This is a genomic window from Mumia spirodelae, from assembly GCF_050632745.1.
Lineage (GTDB): Bacteria > Actinomycetota > Actinomycetes > Propionibacteriales > Nocardioidaceae > Mumia.
The window spans coordinates 291,257-308,384 of the sequence record NZ_JBODSD010000005.1; the positions used below are offsets into that span (position 1 = coordinate 291,257).

The 17,128-nt window shown below is 72.1% G+C and carries 22 protein-coding genes; 10 read left to right on the plus strand and 12 right to left on the minus strand.

The window, feature by feature from the left end:
• Positions 1 to 4 precede the first annotated feature (4 nt).
• The 4 genes from ACQSSQ_RS21500 to ACQSSQ_RS21515 form a co-directional block, all read right to left on the minus strand.
• Positions 5 to 1,558: a M48 family metalloprotease gene (locus ACQSSQ_RS21500; RefSeq protein ID WP_431329186.1), complete on the minus strand. Its 1,554-nt coding sequence runs from the start codon at positions 1,556 to 1,558 to the stop codon at positions 5 to 7.
• Positions 1,559 to 1,643: 85 nt separating this feature from the next.
• Positions 1,644 to 2,105: an SRPBCC family protein gene (locus ACQSSQ_RS21505; protein WP_431329187.1), complete on the minus strand. Its 462-nt coding sequence runs from the start codon at positions 2,103 to 2,105 to the stop codon at positions 1,644 to 1,646.
• A gap of 42 nt (positions 2,106 to 2,147) precedes the next feature.
• Positions 2,148 to 2,834 carry an ANTAR domain-containing protein gene (locus ACQSSQ_RS21510; protein ID WP_431329188.1) on the minus strand — a complete coding sequence of 229 codons (687 nt, stop codon included), beginning with the start codon at positions 2,832 to 2,834 and terminating at the stop codon, positions 2,148 to 2,150.
• A 102-nt stretch (positions 2,835 to 2,936) separates the two neighbouring features.
• Complete coding sequence (locus tag ACQSSQ_RS21515; RefSeq protein ID WP_431329189.1) at positions 2,937 to 3,377, minus strand: hypothetical protein; 441 nt, start codon at positions 3,375 to 3,377, stop codon at positions 2,937 to 2,939.
• 103 nt (positions 3,378 to 3,480) lie between these two features.
• Here ACQSSQ_RS21515 and ACQSSQ_RS21520 point away from each other — a divergent pair, with 103 nt between their 5' ends.
• The 6 genes from ACQSSQ_RS21520 (at position 3,481) to ACQSSQ_RS21545 (ending at position 8,229) form a co-directional block, all read left to right on the plus strand.
• Entirely contained in the window at positions 3,481 to 4,083 is a 603-nt protein-coding gene (locus ACQSSQ_RS21520; RefSeq protein WP_431329190.1) for a TetR/AcrR family transcriptional regulator, read from the plus strand.
• A gap of 116 nt (positions 4,084 to 4,199) precedes the next feature.
• Positions 4,200 to 4,619 (plus strand): YciI family protein, encoded by a 420-nt coding sequence (locus ACQSSQ_RS21525; protein WP_431329191.1) that lies wholly within the window; start codon positions 4,200 to 4,202, stop codon positions 4,617 to 4,619.
• 22 nt (positions 4,620 to 4,641) lie between these two features.
• Positions 4,642 to 5,901, plus strand: coding sequence for an RNA polymerase sigma factor (locus ACQSSQ_RS21530; protein WP_431329192.1), 1,260 nt, complete (start codon positions 4,642 to 4,644; stop codon positions 5,899 to 5,901).
• A gap of 202 nt (positions 5,902 to 6,103) precedes the next feature.
• Entirely contained in the window at positions 6,104 to 6,493 is a 390-nt protein-coding gene (locus ACQSSQ_RS21535; RefSeq protein WP_431329193.1) for a group I truncated hemoglobin, read from the plus strand.
• A 4-nt stretch (positions 6,494 to 6,497) separates the two neighbouring features.
• Positions 6,498 to 7,652, plus strand: a complete 1,155-nt coding sequence (locus ACQSSQ_RS21540) for a globin domain-containing protein (RefSeq protein ID WP_431329194.1) — start codon at positions 6,498 to 6,500, stop codon at positions 7,650 to 7,652.
• Between the two features lie 7 nt (positions 7,653 to 7,659).
• Complete coding sequence (locus tag ACQSSQ_RS21545) at positions 7,660 to 8,229, plus strand: DivIVA domain-containing protein (protein WP_431329195.1); 570 nt, start codon at positions 7,660 to 7,662, stop codon at positions 8,227 to 8,229.
• Between the two features lie 30 nt (positions 8,230 to 8,259).
• Here ACQSSQ_RS21545 and ACQSSQ_RS21550 read toward each other — a convergent pair whose 3' ends face one another.
• The 4 genes from ACQSSQ_RS21550 to ACQSSQ_RS21565 form a co-directional block, all read right to left on the minus strand.
• Positions 8,260 to 9,030 carry an SDR family NAD(P)-dependent oxidoreductase gene (locus ACQSSQ_RS21550; RefSeq protein ID WP_431329196.1) on the minus strand — a complete coding sequence of 257 codons (771 nt, stop codon included), beginning with the start codon at positions 9,028 to 9,030 and terminating at the stop codon, positions 8,260 to 8,262.
• A gap of 70 nt (positions 9,031 to 9,100) precedes the next feature.
• Positions 9,101 to 9,571, minus strand: coding sequence for an SRPBCC domain-containing protein (locus tag ACQSSQ_RS21555; protein ID WP_431329197.1), 471 nt, complete (start codon positions 9,569 to 9,571; stop codon positions 9,101 to 9,103).
• Positions 9,568 to 9,915 carry an ArsR/SmtB family transcription factor gene (locus tag ACQSSQ_RS21560; RefSeq protein WP_431329198.1) on the minus strand — a complete coding sequence of 116 codons (348 nt, stop codon included), beginning with the start codon at positions 9,913 to 9,915 and terminating at the stop codon, positions 9,568 to 9,570. Before ACQSSQ_RS21560 ends, ACQSSQ_RS21555 begins: the two co-directional genes overlap by 4 nt.
• A 271-nt stretch (positions 9,916 to 10,186) precedes the next feature.
• Positions 10,187 to 10,636 carry a MarR family winged helix-turn-helix transcriptional regulator gene (locus ACQSSQ_RS21565; protein WP_431329199.1) on the minus strand — a complete coding sequence of 150 codons (450 nt, stop codon included), beginning with the start codon at positions 10,634 to 10,636 and terminating at the stop codon, positions 10,187 to 10,189.
• A gap of 56 nt (positions 10,637 to 10,692) precedes the next feature.
• Here ACQSSQ_RS21565 and ACQSSQ_RS21570 point away from each other — a divergent pair, with 56 nt between their 5' ends.
• From ACQSSQ_RS21570 to ACQSSQ_RS21580, 3 genes are all read left to right on the plus strand, one after another.
• Positions 10,693 to 11,790, plus strand: coding sequence for a GNAT family N-acetyltransferase (locus ACQSSQ_RS21570; protein WP_431329200.1), 1,098 nt, complete (start codon positions 10,693 to 10,695; stop codon positions 11,788 to 11,790).
• Between the two features lie 63 nt (positions 11,791 to 11,853).
• Positions 11,854 to 12,966 carry an S-(hydroxymethyl)mycothiol dehydrogenase gene (locus ACQSSQ_RS21575; RefSeq protein ID WP_431329201.1) on the plus strand — a complete coding sequence of 371 codons (1,113 nt, stop codon included), beginning with the start codon at positions 11,854 to 11,856 and terminating at the stop codon, positions 12,964 to 12,966.
• Positions 12,966 to 13,571 carry an MBL fold metallo-hydrolase gene (locus tag ACQSSQ_RS21580; protein ID WP_431329202.1) on the plus strand — a complete coding sequence of 202 codons (606 nt, stop codon included), beginning with the start codon at positions 12,966 to 12,968 and terminating at the stop codon, positions 13,569 to 13,571. The genes ACQSSQ_RS21575 and ACQSSQ_RS21580 overlap by 1 nt, the downstream gene beginning before the upstream one ends.
• Positions 13,572 to 13,574: 3 nt before the next feature.
• On the opposite strand, the gene ACQSSQ_RS21585 is transcribed toward ACQSSQ_RS21580, so the two are convergent.
• From ACQSSQ_RS21585 to ACQSSQ_RS21595, 3 genes are all read right to left on the minus strand, one after another.
• Complete coding sequence (locus tag ACQSSQ_RS21585) at positions 13,575 to 14,093, minus strand: pyridoxamine 5'-phosphate oxidase family protein (protein ID WP_431329203.1); 519 nt, start codon at positions 14,091 to 14,093, stop codon at positions 13,575 to 13,577.
• Positions 14,090 to 14,536, minus strand: coding sequence for a winged helix-turn-helix transcriptional regulator (locus tag ACQSSQ_RS21590; protein ID WP_431329204.1), 447 nt, complete (start codon positions 14,534 to 14,536; stop codon positions 14,090 to 14,092). Before ACQSSQ_RS21590 ends, ACQSSQ_RS21585 begins: the two co-directional genes overlap by 4 nt.
• Before the next feature lie 70 nt (positions 14,537 to 14,606).
• Complete coding sequence (locus tag ACQSSQ_RS21595; RefSeq protein WP_431329205.1) at positions 14,607 to 15,098, minus strand: FBP domain-containing protein; 492 nt, start codon at positions 15,096 to 15,098, stop codon at positions 14,607 to 14,609.
• A 267-nt stretch (positions 15,099 to 15,365) separates the two neighbouring features.
• Here ACQSSQ_RS21595 and ACQSSQ_RS21600 point away from each other — a divergent pair, with 267 nt between their 5' ends.
• Positions 15,366 to 16,478 carry an epoxide hydrolase family protein gene (locus tag ACQSSQ_RS21600; RefSeq protein WP_431329206.1) on the plus strand — a complete coding sequence of 371 codons (1,113 nt, stop codon included), beginning with the start codon at positions 15,366 to 15,368 and terminating at the stop codon, positions 16,476 to 16,478.
• Between the two features lie 4 nt (positions 16,479 to 16,482).
• Here ACQSSQ_RS21600 and ACQSSQ_RS21605 read toward each other — a convergent pair whose 3' ends face one another.
• A complete protein-coding gene (locus ACQSSQ_RS21605; protein ID WP_431329207.1) occupies positions 16,483 to 17,073 on the minus strand; it encodes a dienelactone hydrolase family protein in 591 nt (196 codons plus the stop codon).
• Positions 17,074 to 17,128 lie beyond the last annotated feature (55 nt).

Below are 17,128 nucleotides of genomic sequence, written 5' to 3' on the forward strand. Positions count from 1 at the left end.
CGGACTACCTCGCCACCACGTCCTGCCACCACCCGGTCAGCTCGGCGACGCTCCAGCCCGGAGCGGCCGCACTGCCCACCACGAGGTTCTCCTCGTCGGTCCAGACGACCACGGCCCCGCCCGAGCCGTCGACGCACGCGAGCTGACCGGCGTACAGCCCGGCCGACGTGGACCAGCTCGACGTCCCTTCGATCCCCTGGAGGCAGTCACCGACGGTGGTGAGCTGCGCCGTGCTGGTCTCGAACGCCTGCTGCACCGCGAACGCGCTGTCGAACCCGACGTAGCCGAGCTGCACACCCTCCTGGGTGGGGCAGGTGAGCGAGACGACCGCCAGCGCGGCAGCCTGCGTCGGGTCCGTGGCCGAGCACGAGCCCTGGACGGCTTCCGGCACCTGCGCGAGCAGCGCGTCGGACACCTCGACAACCGCCGGGGGCGTCGTGGTGGGCACGTCGACGGAAGGTGCCACGACCGTGGACGACGGCGGCGGCGCCGAGGGGCCCACGCTGCCCCCATCGCCGGTCGTCGCGGCGGCCACGACCGCGGCCAGGACGAGACCACCGGCGGCGACGAACGCGAGCGGGACGAGCGCTTCCTGGCTGCCCCTCCGCTGGTGGCGGGCGACGAGCCGGTCCAGGTCGGCGGTGTGCGCCTCCAGACCCTGCCGGAAGCGCGCGTAGTCGGCGGGCTGCCGGCTTCCCGCGAACGCGAGGAGCTCGAGGTAGCGGTTGGGGACGTGCGGAGTGCCCCTCAGCAGCTGGGCCACACGGAGGATCCGACTGCGCCGGACGGCGAGAGCCTGCTGCACGAGCCCGGTCGCCCGCAGCTCCGACGCCACGTCGCCGCCGACGAGCGACCGGTACGCCGCGCGCAGGCTCACGTCCAGGTCGTCGCAGCAGGCGTAGGCGAGCCGGTCGCCGGTGTACACGGTCGCGCGCAGCCAGGGCGTCACCAACGGCGCCACCACGAGGGTGAGCTTGAGCGTGTGGAGCACCTCGAGGACAGCACCCCACTGCGCATGGCGGGCCTTCAGGGCACCGATCAGCGTCGCGACCAGGAACGTGCACCGACGGCGGTCCTCCTCCCGGGTCAGGTCCCCGATCAGGCTGCCCTCGAGCACGATCACGCGGATCCCGAAGAAGGTCGTGACCGTGGTCGTGCGCGTCTCCCCCGGCAGGACGCGCCCGAGCTTGTCGACGACGAAGACGTCCACGCGGCGGTCGAACGCGAGACGGTGCCGCACGTCAGCCACGATCCGGCTGAGCTCCGGGAGGGTCTCGTCGTCGACCTTCACCGCGTCGGCGAGCATCCGCACCCTCCAGAGCTGGACGGCGATCCAGGTCAGCGCCACCACGCCGAGCAGCACGGCGACCTGCCACAGCACCTGCGACGACGTGAGCAGCGCCAGAAGGAGGTAGAGGACCAGCGCGGTGCCGGCCGCCGTGGAGACGAGGGCGAGGGCGAAGCGCGACGCCTCGGTGGGGTGGCGCAAGGCGCGCACGTCGAGCGAGGGAGCGCGTTGCTGCGTCGAAGCGGTCCAGGTCGGGTGGGTCGGGCTCATGGTGCACCCCCGCAGGTCGGCAGGGGACGTCTCCGAGGCTACGCAGCGAAGGGGTCGCGAGCGGCCAGGTTTTGCCGCCGCGTGCCTAGCGTTCGACGTACGCGGCGAGGTTCGCCAGCGAGGACGTGAGCCCCTCCGCGTGGTCCTCCGCAGAGATGCCCGGTGGTACGTCGTCGGCCCGGAGGTCCACGCGGGTCCCGGCGTCGTCGGGTGTCACCGACCAGGTCATCGTCATCGTGCCTGCGAACGCCGGGTCGTCCGACACGAAGTCGACGGCCTGGACGACGCGGTCGCCCGGCACGACCTCGACGAAGCGCGCCTCGACCACGTCGGAGTCCGCCGTCGCCTTGCCCGGAGCACCCGAGGCGTCGGTGTAGGTGAGCACGAGCCGGTACGACCCGCCCGGCCGGGCGTCGTACCGCTCGAAGCGTCCGGTCATCCCCTCCGGCGGGAGCCAGACCGTGAGGGCCTGCGGGTCGACCAGTGCGTCGTACACGACCCCGGGCGCGGCCGCGACCACCCGCGAGGCTGCGTCGGTGCGTCCCATGGCAGGAGTCTAGGGACCACGTCAACGCGGCGCCGTGCCTGCTCATCCGATCGGGGGCAGCGTCCGCGTCTGCACGAGCAGCTCCGCCAGCGTGCGGAGGCGCAGGTTGTGGTGCTGGGAGTAGCGCTTGAGCACCTCGAAGGCCCGCGCCTCGTCGAGGCCGAACCGCTCCATGAGGATGCCCTGCGCCTGGCCGATGAGCTTGCGCGAGTCGAGTGCCAGCTGGAGGTGCGCCTCGCGGTCGGCCCGCGCGAGGGCGACCGCGGCGTGCCGTGCGAAGAGGTGGGCCAGGGCGGCGTCGTCCTCGTCGAAGGACCGGGGAGCGCGCGAGTAGAGGGAGACGACACCGATCCGGCGTCCCTGGACGGGCAGGTCGACCGCGAGCAGGCCCGCGAAGCCGAGCGCCGACACCGTGGAGGTCCACCGCGGCCACCGCAGCTCCCTCGCGAGGTCGCCGACCCGCAGCGTCTGGTCCCACTCCGGGCTGAGCCACGGACCTTCTCGCAGGTCGTCCTGGATCGCGTCGATCCGGGTGATGACGTCGCTGGTCGCCGCCACCGTCTCCAGCCGGCCCGCCGAACGGAGCAGGGTGACCCCGGCCGCGTCCATCTCGAGCGCGTCGCGCAGGTACGACACGACCTGGTCCGCCGTCTCCTGGAGGGAGTCGGCGGAGTGCAGCTCCTCGACGATCGAGACCAGCTCGTGCTGGTCGAGGCGTTGTTCTTCCACGGCGCTGGGCACTCCTCAACAGACTTCTGCCTGGGGAGCTGCCTGGCGGTCTAAGCAGCAGGCACATGTCTATCACCTGCCGAGCTCGCGCCTGGCGCCGGATCAGGGGCGATGGTGCGCCGTGTGGCCCCTCGCGTACTCCTCGCGCCGCAGCAGCATCGCGCCGAGCATGAACAGCGGCATGAGGACGTGGCCGGCCATCATCAGGCCCATCTCGCCGAGCACTCCGGCCCACAGCAGCGGGAAGAGGACCACGAAGCCCGCGTACATCGCCACGCTCATCTCCACGAGCAGCCGCGGGCGGCAGCCATGGATGCGCATCCAGGCGACCATCGGGAGGGTCATCGCCGTCGCCATCACGAGCGACTCGACGTCGGTGCGGTGGACCCAGCTCGAGGCAGCCGCCCCCTCGGTCGCGCGCACCCACAGCGGGTAGAAGAGCGCCATCCCGACGAGCATCGCGACGATCATCTCGACGTAGTGGCGCGTGAAGGTCCAGAACGGGCGGCGCCACCAAGCGCCCTCGCGGCGGGGAGCCATCACGGCCCCATGGTTCTCGAGCGACATCGGCGCCCACCCCTAACTCGTACTGTCATGTACGAGATCACCGTAACACCAACTCGTACCAGGCGGTACGATTTATTTCGTGACCCAGGACGTACGCCGCCCCGACCAGCCCCGCCGCGCGGATGCGCGCCGCAGCATCGAGGCGATCCTCGAGGCGGCGACGCGCTGCCTCGCCCGCAACCCCGACGTCAGCCTCAACGAGATCGCCCGCGAGGCGGGGGTGGGCCGGATGACGCTCTACGGCCACTTCGAGTCGCGGTCCGCTCTCGTCGCCGAGGTGGTCGACCGTGCCCTGCGAGAGGCCGAGGACGAGCTCGAGGCGGTCGACGTCAGCGGCGACCCGAGCGAGGCCATGGAGCGGCTGCTCGGGGCCTCCCTGCGGGTCACCTACCGCTTCGGGGGTCTGGTGCAGGCAGCCGAGCAGACCCTCTCGCCGGAGCGGGTCCACGAGGCGCACACGCAGCAGATCCGACGCGCGAAGGAGCTCCTCGAGCGCGGGCGCCGCGAGGGCGCGTTCCGGCGCGACCTGCCGCTCGACTGGCAGATCACCACGCTCCAGAGCCTCCTGCACGCGGCCGCCACGTCCGTGCACCAGGGCACGCTCACCGCGGACCAGGCGCCCGGGCTCGTGGCGACCACCGCCCTGGCCGCCCTCGCCGCCGGCTCCGACGACGTCCGATAGACGGCGTCGGAGAAAGGCGAGAACCTGGTCCTGCCCGGTTGTCGATCCACACCCTCCTCGTTCGACCTCTGGGCGACCCGGGTCGAAGGGCGACCCGGCGAGGACGAGGAGCGACGATGGCCAAGTACATGCTGATCATGCGGACGACCGACGAGGGGATGGAGCGGCTCGCCGGCCTCGAGCTCGACGAGATCCTCGAGACGATGGGCCGGTTCAACGACGAGCTGATGCGGACCGGCGTGCTGCTGGCCGCGGAAGGGTTCGACGACCCGGCCGACACCGTGGTCGTGGACTTCTCCCACGAGACGCCGGTCGTGACCGACGGACCGTACGGCGAGACCAAGGAGCTGTTCGGCGGCTACTACCTCCTGGACGTCGCGTCGAAGCAGGAAGCGGTCGAGTGGGCCAAGCGCCTGCCGTACGCGCACGGGACGAAGGTCGAGATCCGCCGCGTGCCGACGATCGACGAGTTCCCGCAGGACAACGAGTGGGTCCAGAAGGAGCGCGCCTGGCGCGAGCGCACCGGGCAGCTGTGACGCAGGACGAGGACGCACGCTCGTGATCGACGGGCAGGAGGCGAGGCGCGCCGTCGAGGCGGTGTGGCGGATGGAGTCCGCACGCATCGTCGGCGCGCTCGCCCGCTACACCGGCGACCTTCCGCTGGCCGAGGACGTCGCCCAGGAGGCGCTCGCGGAAGCGCTCGTCTCCTGGTCGACCCGCGGCGTCCCCGACGCACCGGCGAGCTGGCTCCTCACGGTCGGGCGGCGACGCGCGATCGACGCGTTCCGGCGCCGGGCGGGCAGGGACGAGCGGTACGCCGCGCTCGCCCGCGACCTCGGCGACGTCCCGGGCGTCGACCAGCTCTTCGACCCCGACGCGATCGACGACGACGTCCTGGCCCTGATCTTCACCGCCTGCCACCCGGTCCTGCCGAAGGAGGCCCGCGTCGCCCTCACCCTCCGGGTGGTCGCGGGCCTGACCACCGACGAGATCGCGCGGGCGTTCCTGGTGCCGGTCGCGACCGTCCAGGCACGCATCACCCGCGCCAAGAAGGCGCTCGCCGCCGCGCGGGTGCCGTTCGCGGTCCCCGAGCCCGAGGAGCGCGCCCTGCGACTCGGGTCGGTGCTGAGCGTCGTCTACCTGGTGTTCACCGAGGGCTCGTCGGCGTCCGGCGAGACGTGGATCCGCACCGACCTCGCCGAGGAGGCGGTGCGCCTCGCCCGCGTGCTGGTCCGGCTGGAGCCCGAGCCGGAGGCGTACGGTCTGCTCGCGCTGCTCGAGCTGACCGCCGCCCGGTTCCCGGCGAGGATCGACGAGGCCGGGCGGCCGGTCCTCCTGGAGGACCAGGACCGGCGCCGGTGGGACCGCGCCGCGATCCGGCGCGGACGGGCCGCGCTCGCCCTGGCGGGCGCGGCGGGCCGGGGACTCGGGCCGTACGGCCTGCAGGCCGCGATCGCCGAGTGCCATGCGGTCGCCCCCTCGGTGGCCGAGACCGGCTGGGAGCGCGTCGTCGTGCTGTACGCAGCGCTCCGCCAGGTCGCGCCGTCGCCGGTGGTGGAGCTCAACGCGGCGGTCGCGGTCGCGATGGCCTCCGGCCCGGCCGCCGGCCTGACGCTGGTCGACGCGATCGCCGAGCGTGGCGAGCTCGCCGGCTCCCACCTGCTCCCGGCGGTGCGAGCCGAGCTCCTCGCGCGCCTGGGGCGCCGCGCAGAGGCGCGCGCGGAGTACGCTCGCGCGCTCGAACGGTGCGCGAGCGTCTCGGAGCAGCACGTGCTGCGACGCAAGGTCGAGGCGCTCGACGCAGCGCCCGGCACGTGAGACGGAGCCGCCTCACGCCATTCCTGGGCGACTGTTCATATTCGCTCCTGACGGCAACACCGCAGGTCAGCGCGCTGCCGTGCCGCCGTCGACCTCGTCGGGGACGGATTGGCGCTTTACCGGGCGATGAAATGACTGCTATACAGGCGGCCGACACCGCGCGCGTCGCAACGGGAGTCGGCCGCGCAGAAGGGAGCTTCGCATGACCGAGGTCGACACAGCTCAGGACGAGCAGACGCCCTACGCGCGCGTCGGTGGAGGGAAGGCGGTCAGCGTGGTCGTCGACCGCTTCTACCAGCTCGTCCTCGCCGACCCTCAGCTCGCGCCCTACTTCGACAGCACCGAGATGGCGAACCTCAAGCGCCACCAGGTGCAGCTGATCTCGCACCTCCTCGGCGGACCGGTCGAGTACTCCGGCCGGGAGCTGCGCGACGCGCACGCCGGGCTCGACATCAGCTCCGGCGACTACGCGCTCGTGACCCAGCACCTGGTCGCGGCGCTGACCGAGGCAGGGGTCCCCGACGACATCATCGCGTCGCTGGGCGGGACCCTCGTCGCGGTGGAGCCCGACATCGTCAGCCGGGAGAGCTGACGGCGTGGATCCAGCAGCACTCAAGGAGAGCTGGGCGTACGTCGCCAAGAACGGCGACGACGTCCCGCTCTTCTTCTACTCGCACCTCTTCCTGTCCCATCCCGAGGTCCGGTCGATGTTCCCGGTCTCGATGTCGGCGCAGCGCGACAAGCTCGTGACCGCGCTCGGGACGGTCGTCAGCAACGTCGACCAGTTCGACAAGGTGGCACCGGTCCTGGGTCAGCTCGGCAGCGACCACCGGCGGTTCCGCGTGTCGCCGGACCAGTACAACGCCGTCGGCGGCTCGCTCCTCGCGACGCTGAAGCACTTCCTCGGCGACCAGTGGACCGACGAGCTCGCCGGTGACTGGGCGGCCGCGTACGGCGTCATCGCCAAGACGATGGTCCAGGGCGCCGAGGAGTCGGCCAAGACGACGCCGTCGTGGTGGGACGCGGAGGTCGTCTCCGTCGAGCGGCGCACGCTCGACGTCGCCGTCATCCAGATGCGGCCCGAGCAGCTCCTCCCGTACCGCCCGGGTCAGTCGGTCGCCGTCGAGGTCCCGCAGCGCCCCCGGCTGTGGCGCTACTACAGCCCGGCCAACGTCTCGCGCGACGACGGCACGATCGAGCTCCACGTCCAGATCGTCGACGGCGGCCAGGTGAGCAGCGCGATCGTCAAGGAGCTCCAGCCCGGCAACACGGTCCGGCTGAGTGCGCCGATCGGCACCGCGCTCACGCTGGAGGACCCGACGCGCGACCTGCTCATGGTCGCCGGCGGGACGGGGCTGGCCCCGATGAAGGCGGTCATCGAGGAGGTCGACCGCTACTGGCGGGACACGGGCCGCGGTCCCCGGGTCCACCTCTTCCACGGTGCCCGGATGCCGTGGAACCTCTACGACGACGAGGCGATGCGACGCATGGCGCAGCGCTCCTGGTTCACGTACGACGCCGCCGTCTCCGACGACTCCACCTACCCCGGCCAGCGCGGGACGGTCGGGCAGGTCGCGGCGGCGCGTGGTGGCTGGAGGGGCTACCGCGCGATGGTGTGCGGCTCGCGCGCCATGATCGACGCGACCGTCCCCCAGCTCGTCGCCGCCGGGATCCCTCACGACGACATCCGCTACGAGGACTTCGGCGAAGGCGGCTACCGACCGCGCAGCGACACGGCAAAGGACGGGTGAACGAGCCATGACGACCCCCACTGACCTCAGCAGGATCTCGTCGGAGATCCGTCAGGCGACCTTCACGGTCCGGCGCCGCGGGCTGGACGAGGAGGAGGTCGGCGACTACCTGAGCCAGCTCGCCACCGCCGTCCAGCGCCTCGAGGAGGACAACGCCCGGTTGCGTGCCGAGCTGCGCGCCAAGGAGGAGGAGAAGGGCAGCGAGCCGATCAGCGCCCAGGCGGTGATCATGTTCGCCGAGGCGCAGAAGGTGGCCGACAGCCTCATCGACGAGGCCGTGACCCACGCCCGCGACCTGATGATGTCGGCGCGTGCCCAGCAGCGCGACATCGTCCGTGACGCGCACGAGGCGGCGACCGAGGCGGCCCGCAAGGTCGGTCCTCCCGCGCGGACCGACGAGGTCGGCCGTTACGACCACCCGGTCCCCGAGATCGAGTACGTGCGGACCTTCGCCAAGGTGGCGCAGATCCAGCTGCGCTCGGTCCTCGAGGCACTCACCGAGCAGGTCGACGCGCTGGGCGAGATGCCCAACCTCGACCGCGGCCGCGACAGCCTCGAGCCGCCCAGCCGGCCCTGAGAGAGCGCTCCTCGGCCGGGGCCGAGGCCCTCAGCCCCGGTCCGGGCTGGTGTCGAGGGCCTCGGCGAGCCCCCGCGTGCCCGCGAGCAGACCGCCGTCGACCCGCAGGTCGGTGCCGGTGATCCAGCTCGCACGGTCGGAGAGGAGGAAGACGACGGCATCGGCGACGTCCTGCGGGACGCCGACCCGACCGAGGGGATACCACTCGGTGGCGCGGTCGAGCGCGTGCGGGTCCTCCGCCAGCTGACGCCGACGCGGCGCGTTGATGACCGTCCCGGGCGACACGGAGTTGACGCGGATGCCGAACGGTCCGTACTGCACGGCGAGCGTGCGGGTCAGGTTGAGCACCCCGGCCTTGGCCGCGCTGTACACGTCGCTGCCGAAGTAGGCGTGCCCGTTCACCGAGGCGATGTTGACCACCGAGCCGCGACCCGCCTCGCGCATGGCGGGGAGCAGGGCCTGCGACAGGCGGATGGTGCCGCCCAGGACGACATCGAGGTCCTGCGACCAGATCGCCTCGTCCACGGACTCGAACGGCCCGCCGTTGCAGACCGCGGCCCCGTTGACGACGTGGTCGGGCGGGCCCAGCCGGTCCACGAGGTCGGCGGCCACCTCGCGCACGGCGTCGGCCGACCTCAGGTCGAGCGCGACCGCTTCCGTGCCCGGAAGGTCGCGCGCCACCGCCTCCACCGTGTCGAGGTCGCGGTCGGCCAGCACGACGTGGCTGCCCTCGGCCACGAGCGCCCGCGCGATGGCCTGCCCGATGTCACTTGCTGCACCTGTCACGATCGCGTTGCTCACGAGGAGAACCTTCCCGCGCCGAGGCGCTCGCGGCAACCGCTCGGAGGACGGTTGTCCGGGCGACGGACGATCAGGCGTACGACCGCAGCGGCGCGCCCGTCTCGAGCAGCGTCTTGAGCCCGGACAGGACCGTGGTCCAGCCCTCGCCCGTCACGCTCTGCGCCGTGCGCGGCGAGTGCTCGAGGTGGTCGTGGACGACGGTGAGCAGGCACAGGCCGTCCTCGCGGGGCTCGATCTCCCACGAGACACGGCTCGGTGGCTCGCTCGCCGTCTCCGAGTCGTACCGCGAGTTCCACGCGTGCACGAGCCGCCGCGGCGGGTCGAACGTGAAAACCTCGCCGTCACCCCAGTCGGCACCCTCCGGCGAGCGCGACTCGTAGGCGTCGGGCGTCACCGTGATGCGTGCGCCGTGGAAGTACTGCGCGGTGAAGCTCGGCGAGGTGATCGCCTCCCACAGCGTCTCAGGCGTGGTCTTGATGACGATCTGGTAGACCTGCTCGGTCGTGACAGCGGTCTGCTGGGTGCGTGCGGTGGTGCTCATGCGCCCTCCTCGGGGCGTCGGTCCTCCAGCACCGACTTCAGGTCGGCCAGCGCGGCGACCCTCGGCTCGGTGAACTTGTCGATCCAGCGGTCGTGGACGAGCCGGATCGGGACGGCGTTGAGGAAGTGCAGGGTCGAGCGTCCGTCCTTGCGGGTGACGACGAGGCCCGCGTCGACGAGCACCTTGAGGTGCTTCATCACCCCGAACCTGGTCATCGCGAACTCCTCCTCGAGCTCGGTCAGCGTGCGCCCGTCCCGCTCGAAGAGCAGGTCGAGCAGGCGCCGCCGGGATGCGTCGGCCAGAGCACGGAACACCGCGTCCTGAGCATCGCCGTCGTGTGTCACGCCTTCGACGTTATGTGACCAAATAGTCACATGTCAAGGGTCGTCGGCGTCCGGGATCCGTTCGGCGAGGATCGCCGCGTTCGCCGCCGCGCCCGCCCATCGACGTGCCGTACACCGCGCACGACGCGACGCCGAGCGCCTCGAGCGCCGGGCGTGTGCGCGACCACCATGGGTGCGCGTTCGCCTGACCGGAGAGCAGGAGCAGCACCGCGCCCTCTCCGTCAGCGCCGGCGTGCGGTGCAGGGTGCAGGACCACCCGCGAGGCAGTCCCTCACTCCGGGAGGTCGGCGACCCGTGCCGAGAGGCGTCCCAGCACGGCGAGCTCCTCGGGCGTCAGGTGGTCGAGGAACCGTCGTCGTACCGAGGCCACGTGCCGCGGCGCAGCCTCCTCGAGCACCGCGAGCCCTCGGTCCGTCAGGCGCAGGATGCAGCCGCGCGCGTCGTGGGGATCCGGCTCCTTGTCGACGAGCCCGCGGCTCTGCATCCGGCTCGCGTGGTGGGAGAGCCTGCTGCGCGACCACTCCGCCTTGCTCGCCAGGTCCTTGAGCGCCCAGCGACGGTCCGGCTTCTCCGAGAGCGTGCTCAGGACCTCGTAGTCGGCCGACGAGAGGCCCGAGTCCGTCGCGAGGTCGCGCCCGAGCCGCGCCGGCAGCGCGGTGAACATCCGCCGGAACGCGCGCCACGCCTGCTCCTCGTCCGGGGTCAACCAGTCTGTGTCCACAACGTCACCCTATCGGATCGTTGACACGTCATAGATCTTGTCGCTACGTTGATGACATGTCATCGAATTCGCCTAACAGCCCCCTCCGCGTCCTCGTCATCGTGGCCAGCACGCGCCCCGGCCGCCTCGCCCCCGCCGTCGCGGAGTGGTTCCTCGAGACCACCCGCCACGAGGCCGAGCGTGAGCGCATGGTCGTCGACGTCGTCGACCTCGGCGCCCTGGCGCTCCCGTTCCTCGACGAGCCCGAGCACCCGTCCACCGGTGTCTACCTCCACGAGCACACCCGCGCGTGGAGCCGCCGCGTGGCCGAGGCGGACGCCTTCGTCGTCGTCACGCCGGAGTACAACTACGGCATGCCCGCGGTGCTGAAGAACGCGCTGGACTTCCTGTACGAGGAGTGGGCGTGGAAGCCCGTCGCCTTCGTGAGCTACGGCAACACCTCGGCCGGGACACGCTCGGTCCAGATGACCAAGCAGGTGGCCACGACGCTGCGGATGATGCCGATCGGCGCCACCGTGGCCCTGCGCATCGGCGACAGCATCGAGGACGGGCGCGTCGGCGAACGCCCGGCGCTGGACCGCACCGCACGCCAGGTCGTCGCCGAGCTGGCCTCGGTGGCGCGTGCGCTGCTGCCGCTGCACCGGGAGCGACCGAGCGACGGCGAGACAGCAGGACCGGTCGACGGGCTCAGCCTCTCCCGGCTCGGCGAAGGCGACGACGTCGCCGAGCTGCTCGTGCTGCAGCGCTGCTGCTGGGTGGACGAGGCGCACGCCAACGACACCCTCGCCCTCGCACCCCTGCACGAGACGCTCGCGGACGTCCAGGCGTGGGTGAAGACCTGGACGGTGTGGACCGTACGACGCCAGGGACGGCTGGTCGGCGCCGTCCGTGCGCGCGCGGTCGGGTCGACGTGGGAGATCGGCCGGCTGATGGTGGCACCCGACCAGGCCGGCAACGGCATCGGCTCGTGGTTGCTGGGCATCGCGGAGCAGCACGCGCCAGAAGGGACCACGACCGTCGAGCTGTTCACCGGGAAGCAGAGCCGGCGCAACATCGCCCTCTACGAGCGCGCGGGGTTCCAGCTCACCGCCGCCTCGACCACGCCCGACGACGCGGTGCTTCTCACCAAGACGGTGGCGGGGACCCTCGCCTGACGGCGGCCATCAGGCTCGTGAGAGGTTCGAGGGGACAGATCCCGAGCCACGGAGGACGAGCAGATGCAGCAGGTGAAGGCAGTCGTCGCGCGCGCGAAGGGCGCGCCGGTCGAGATCACGACGATCAACGTGCCGGACCCCGGACCGGGTGAGGCGGTGGTCGCGATCCAGGCCTGCGGCGTCTGCCACACCGATCTCCACTACCGCGAGGGCGGGATCAACGACGAGTTCCCGTTCCTGCTCGGGCACGAGGCAGCGGGTGTCGTCGAGGCCGTCGGTCCCGACGTGACCGACGTGGCGCCCGGCGACTTCGTCGTCCTCAACTGGCGGGCCGTGTGCGGCGAGTGCCGCGCCTGCAAGCGCGGTGACCTCCAGTACTGCTTCAACACCTTCAACGCGACGCAGAGGATGACGCTCGCCGAGGGGCCCGACGCCGGGACGGAGCTGAGCCCGGCGCTGGGCATCGGCGCGTTCGCGGAGAAGACGCTGGTCGCCGCCGGGCAGTGCACCAAGGTGGACCCGTCGGCCCGCCCCGCCGCCGTCGGCCTCCTCGGCTGCGGCGTGATGGCCGGCATCGGCGCGGCGATCAACACCGGCGGCGCCACCCGCGGGAAGTCCGTCGCAGTGATCGGGTGCGGTGGTGTCGGCGTCGCGGCCGTCGCCGGCGCCGCGCTGGCCGGAGCGTCCCCGATCATCGCCGTCGACATCGACGCCAAGAAGCTCGAGGCGGCGACCCGGCTCGGCGCTACGCACACGGTCGACTCCTCGAGCACCGACCCGGTCGCCGCGATCCGGGAGATCGTGGGCGCCGTCTACGACGGGGCGGAGGGGGCCGACGTCGTGATCGAGGCGGTCGGCCGGCCGGAGACCTGGAAGCAGGCCTTCTACGCCCGCGACCTGGCCGGCACCGTCGTCCTCGTCGGCGTCCCGACACCGGACATGGCCCTCCCGGACGTCCCGCTCATCGACCTGTTCAGCCGCGGCGGCGCCCTCAAGTCCAGCTGGTACGGCGACTGCCTGCCGTCGCGCGACTTCCCGATGCTCGTCGACCTCTACCAGCAGGGGCGCCTCGACCTCGACGCGTTCGTCACCGAGGAGATCGGCATCGGCGACGTCGAGGCCGCGTTCGACCGCATGCACGGCGGCGAGGTGCTGCGCTCGGTGGTGGTCTTCTGATGGCCCGCGTGGACCACGCCGTCTCCTCGGGGACGTTCAGCCTGGACGGCGAGACGTTCGACGTGGACAACAACATCTGGGTCGTCGGGGACGACACCGAGTGCGTCGTGATCGACGCCCCGCACTCCGTCGACGACATCCTCGCCGTGGTCGGCGACCGTCGCGTCGTCGCGATCGTGTGCACCCACGCCCACGACGACCACGTCCGGGTCGCGCCTGCGCTGCGCGACCGGGTCGGAGCCCCGATCCTGCTGCACCCGGACGAGCGGCCGCTGTGGGAGCTGACCCACGCCGACGTCGCCTGGGACGCCGACCTCGAGGACGGCGCCGCGATCGAGGTCGGTGGCACGCAGCTGCGCGTGCTGCACACGCCGGGCCACGCTCCCGGTGCGGTCTGCCTGTACGCCGAGGAGCTCGGGTGCGTCTTCACCGGCGACACGCTCTTCCAGGGCGGCCCCGGTGCCACCGGCCGGTCCTTCTCGGACGCCGACCTGATCCGCCGGTCCATCCGGTCGGTGCTCTTCGCGCTGCCGGAGGACACCGTGGTCCACACCGGCCACGGCGACGACACCACGATCGGGGCCGAGAAGGCCACGCTCTCCTAGCGGCTATCCCCGCTGCCACCGGGTCGACCGAGGACCGAGATCGCCGTCGGTGCCGAAGGCGTACGCCCGGTCGAGGTCGATCCGGTACACCTCGTACGGCGGCGACCCGGCGGTGGGAGCACCGTCCGTGCCGACGAGGAGATCGTCGCGCACGGACGGTGCCCATCCGTACTTGGACGCGTACGCCGCGGCGACGCGCTCCACGTCGTCCGACCCCGTCACCCGGGTGGCGGTTCCTTCGACGACCAGGTCCGCGTCGTCCGCACGGCAGGTGAGCGAGCACCGGCGGTCGCCCGCGAGGTGCGCCGTCTTCGCCGCGGCCGGGGCGGTGGCGAGGTGGGCCGCGCCGTCGACCCACACGGCGAGCACGGGTCGGACGTGCGGACGGCCCGCCGCGGAGGTGGTCGCGAACCAGTAGCCGGACGCCTCGGACACGCGGCGGCGTACCTCCTCCCACGGGATCGGCGACGCGTCCGCGTCGGTGTCCGGGACGAGAAGCGTCGCTCGGAGCGACTCGGTCATGGTGCCTCCTCGGTCGGTCCTGCGCCGGGGCCGGGGAGCACGTCCACGTCGGTGGCGTGCATCGGCTCGCGGCAGTGCGCGCAGCGCGTCTCCGCGGAGGTGATCTCGCCGCAGCCGTGGTGCCGGTAGAGGACGGGCGGTCCCGCCTCGCCCGCGAGCCAGCGGTCCCCCCACGCAGCCATCAGCATCAGCAGGTCGCACAGCTCGGCGCCGCGCGGCGTGAGGGCGTACTCGTGGCGCAGCGGCCGTGTCGAGTACGCCCTCCGCTCGAGCACCTCGTGGTCGACGAGCCACGCGAGCCGTTCGGCGAGGACCTTGCGGGAGATGCCGAGATCGTCCTGGATCTGGTCGAACCGCGTGATGCCGACGAAGACGTCGCGGAGGATCAGCGGCGACCACGGCTCCCCCACGACGTCCCAGGTGCGCGCGATGGAGCACCTCATGTCACCGAACCGCGTGCGCTGCATGGTTCACCGTAACGCAGTAAGTTCCCTGAGGGAACCCACCGTCGGCCTAGGACGCGGTGATCACGCGCTCGGCGAACCGTGCGGTCCGCTCGCGCAGCCCCGCGACCCGGCGTTCGACGAAGGCGACGGGATCGAGCGCCCCCTCGGCCCGTGTGGGACGCCGGCGGGCGTGCGCCGAGCAGGAGAGGTCGGCGTGGACGAGGGCGCCGACGGTGTTGCCGTTGCGGCCGGAGGCGCCGGCACGCTTGGCGACGTACAGGACGACGTCCTCGGTGGCCTCCACGTCCTCGCACCACGTGCAGACCGCCGGACGCTGCGACGTCGGCTGAGTCGTCCGGAGCAGCAGCCCGACGGCGCCGTCCGCGGTCGGGACGACGGCGTACGCGCGGCGCGGCGCCTTGGGATCGACCCATCCGAGGAGGTCGAGTTCGTCCCAGCCGAGGTCGGGGAAGCGTGGGGGAAGGGGTGCCTGCGACGCCTCGCGACGGGAGGCGTTGACGAAGGACGCGCGGATCTGGGACTCGGTCAGGGCATGCATCGGAGACTCGCTCTCGAGAGCAGGAGAAGGGGTCGGGTCGAGAGCCTCGATCCCGCGCCCGAGGGAGTCAGGCGGTGGTCGAGGCAGCGTGCCCGAAGCCTGAGCAGGCCAGAAGGGCCGCCTCGCTTCCCGGGTGCTGCATCCCGCGCTCCGTTCCGTACGAATCGTTGGCCGGTTGTGGCCGGCAACGATCCTCTCTCGACGGGCGGCTCGGATCAAACCGGTTTCGGGACGGATCTGTCGCACCACCCGACGATCATGGGTTCCATGATCGAGCGCTCCTCCCCGGTCGTGCCCGACCACGCGTTGGACACGCTCCGCGAGCGGCTGCGGGCGACGCGGTGGCCCGAGCCCGCGACCGACCCGCGTCAGGGCATCGACCTGGGCACGCTGCAGGACCTGTGCGCCTACTGGGCCGACGGCTACGACTGGCGGCGGTGCGAGTCACGGCTCGACGGGATCGGCCGGTTCCGGGCCACGGTCGACGGCCTCGGCATCGACTTCCTGCACGCCCGGTCGGAGGATCCCGGCGCCTTCCCGATCCTCCTGACGCACGGGTGGCCCGGATCCGTCGTGGAGTACCTCGACGTGCTCGGCCCGCTCACCGAGGCGGGGTTCCACTGCGTCGTGCCGTCGTTGCCGGGCTACGGCTGGAGCGACAAGCCGACCGAGCCGGGCTGGGGTGTCGAGCGCATCGCCCGTGCGTGGGCGCACCTGATGGCCCGGCTCGGGTACGACCGCTACGGAGCGCAGGGGACGGACTGGGGCACGAGCGTGACGGCGAGCCTCGGGCAGCAGGACGCGGCGCACATCGCCGGGATCCTCCTGATGCCGCCGCTCGCACCGCCGCTGCCCGGCCCGCAAGCGACCGGGGACGGCGGGACCGGCGACGGCGCGACCGGCGAGCTCACAGACCCGGACGACGCCTCGGGCTACTCGCTCGAGCAGCGGACGCGCCCGCAGACCATCGGCTACTCCCTCACCGACTCCCCCGCCGGCCTGGCCGCCTGGATCCTCGAGAAGCTCGACGCGTGGACCGACCCGCGCAGCACGCTCGGCCGTGATGCGGTGCTGGACAACCTCATGCACTACTGGCTCCCCGCCACCGGCGCCTCCGCGGCCCGGCTCTACTGGGAGAGCCTGGCCGACGTGTCGCGATGGCTCGGCGGTCCGCTCCTCCCCCGCGACCGCGTGCACGTGCCGACCGGGTGCTGCCTCTACCCCTACGAGCTCCAGCAGCCGACCCGGGGCGCGGCCGCGCAGCGGTTCACCGACATCCGCTCGTGGCGCGAGCCCGAGCGCGGCGGCCACTTCCCGGCGTGGGAGCAGCCGGAGTCCTTCGTGACGGAGGTCTGCGCGTTCTTCGACCTCGTGCGGTGAGCTCTCAGCCGAGCCGGTCGAGGAACGCCCGCGAGCGCTGCACGACCAGCGCCGCGTCCTCCGGGACGTAGGTCGGGAGCGCGCTGTCGAAGAACAGGTGCTCGGCGCCCTCGTACACGAACAGCTCGCCCAGGTCCGGCCCGACCGCCGCGACGATCTCCCGCGCGGCATCGATGTCTCCCTCGTGGGCGAAGAACTCGTCGTCGTCCTTGCCGTGGATCTGCACCGGGACCCCGTCGGGCCACGGACCGAAGGCCCACTCCCCCGTGATCGGCAGGCAGGCCTCGTAGAGCAGCGCGCCGCGCGCCCCCGGACGGGTCTGCGCGAGGCGCTGTGCCGTCATCACGCCGAACGAGATGCCGGCGTAGACGAGACCTGCCGGCAGGCCGTCGAGCGCCGCGTCGACCCGCGCGGCGATCGCCTCGTCGCCGATCTCGCGCGAGAGCGCGAAGCCGTCCTCGAGGCTGGCGGGCAGCTCGCCCTCGAAGAGGTCGGGGGTGTGCACCGTGTGCGCCCCGCCGGCGAGCCCGTCCGCGAAGGCCTTCACACCGTCGGTGAGTCCTCGCAGGTGGTGGAAGAGAACGACCTCGGCCATGGTGCGGTTCCTCTCGCCTTCGGACGATAGAGTTCGATTGATCCATCACGATAGA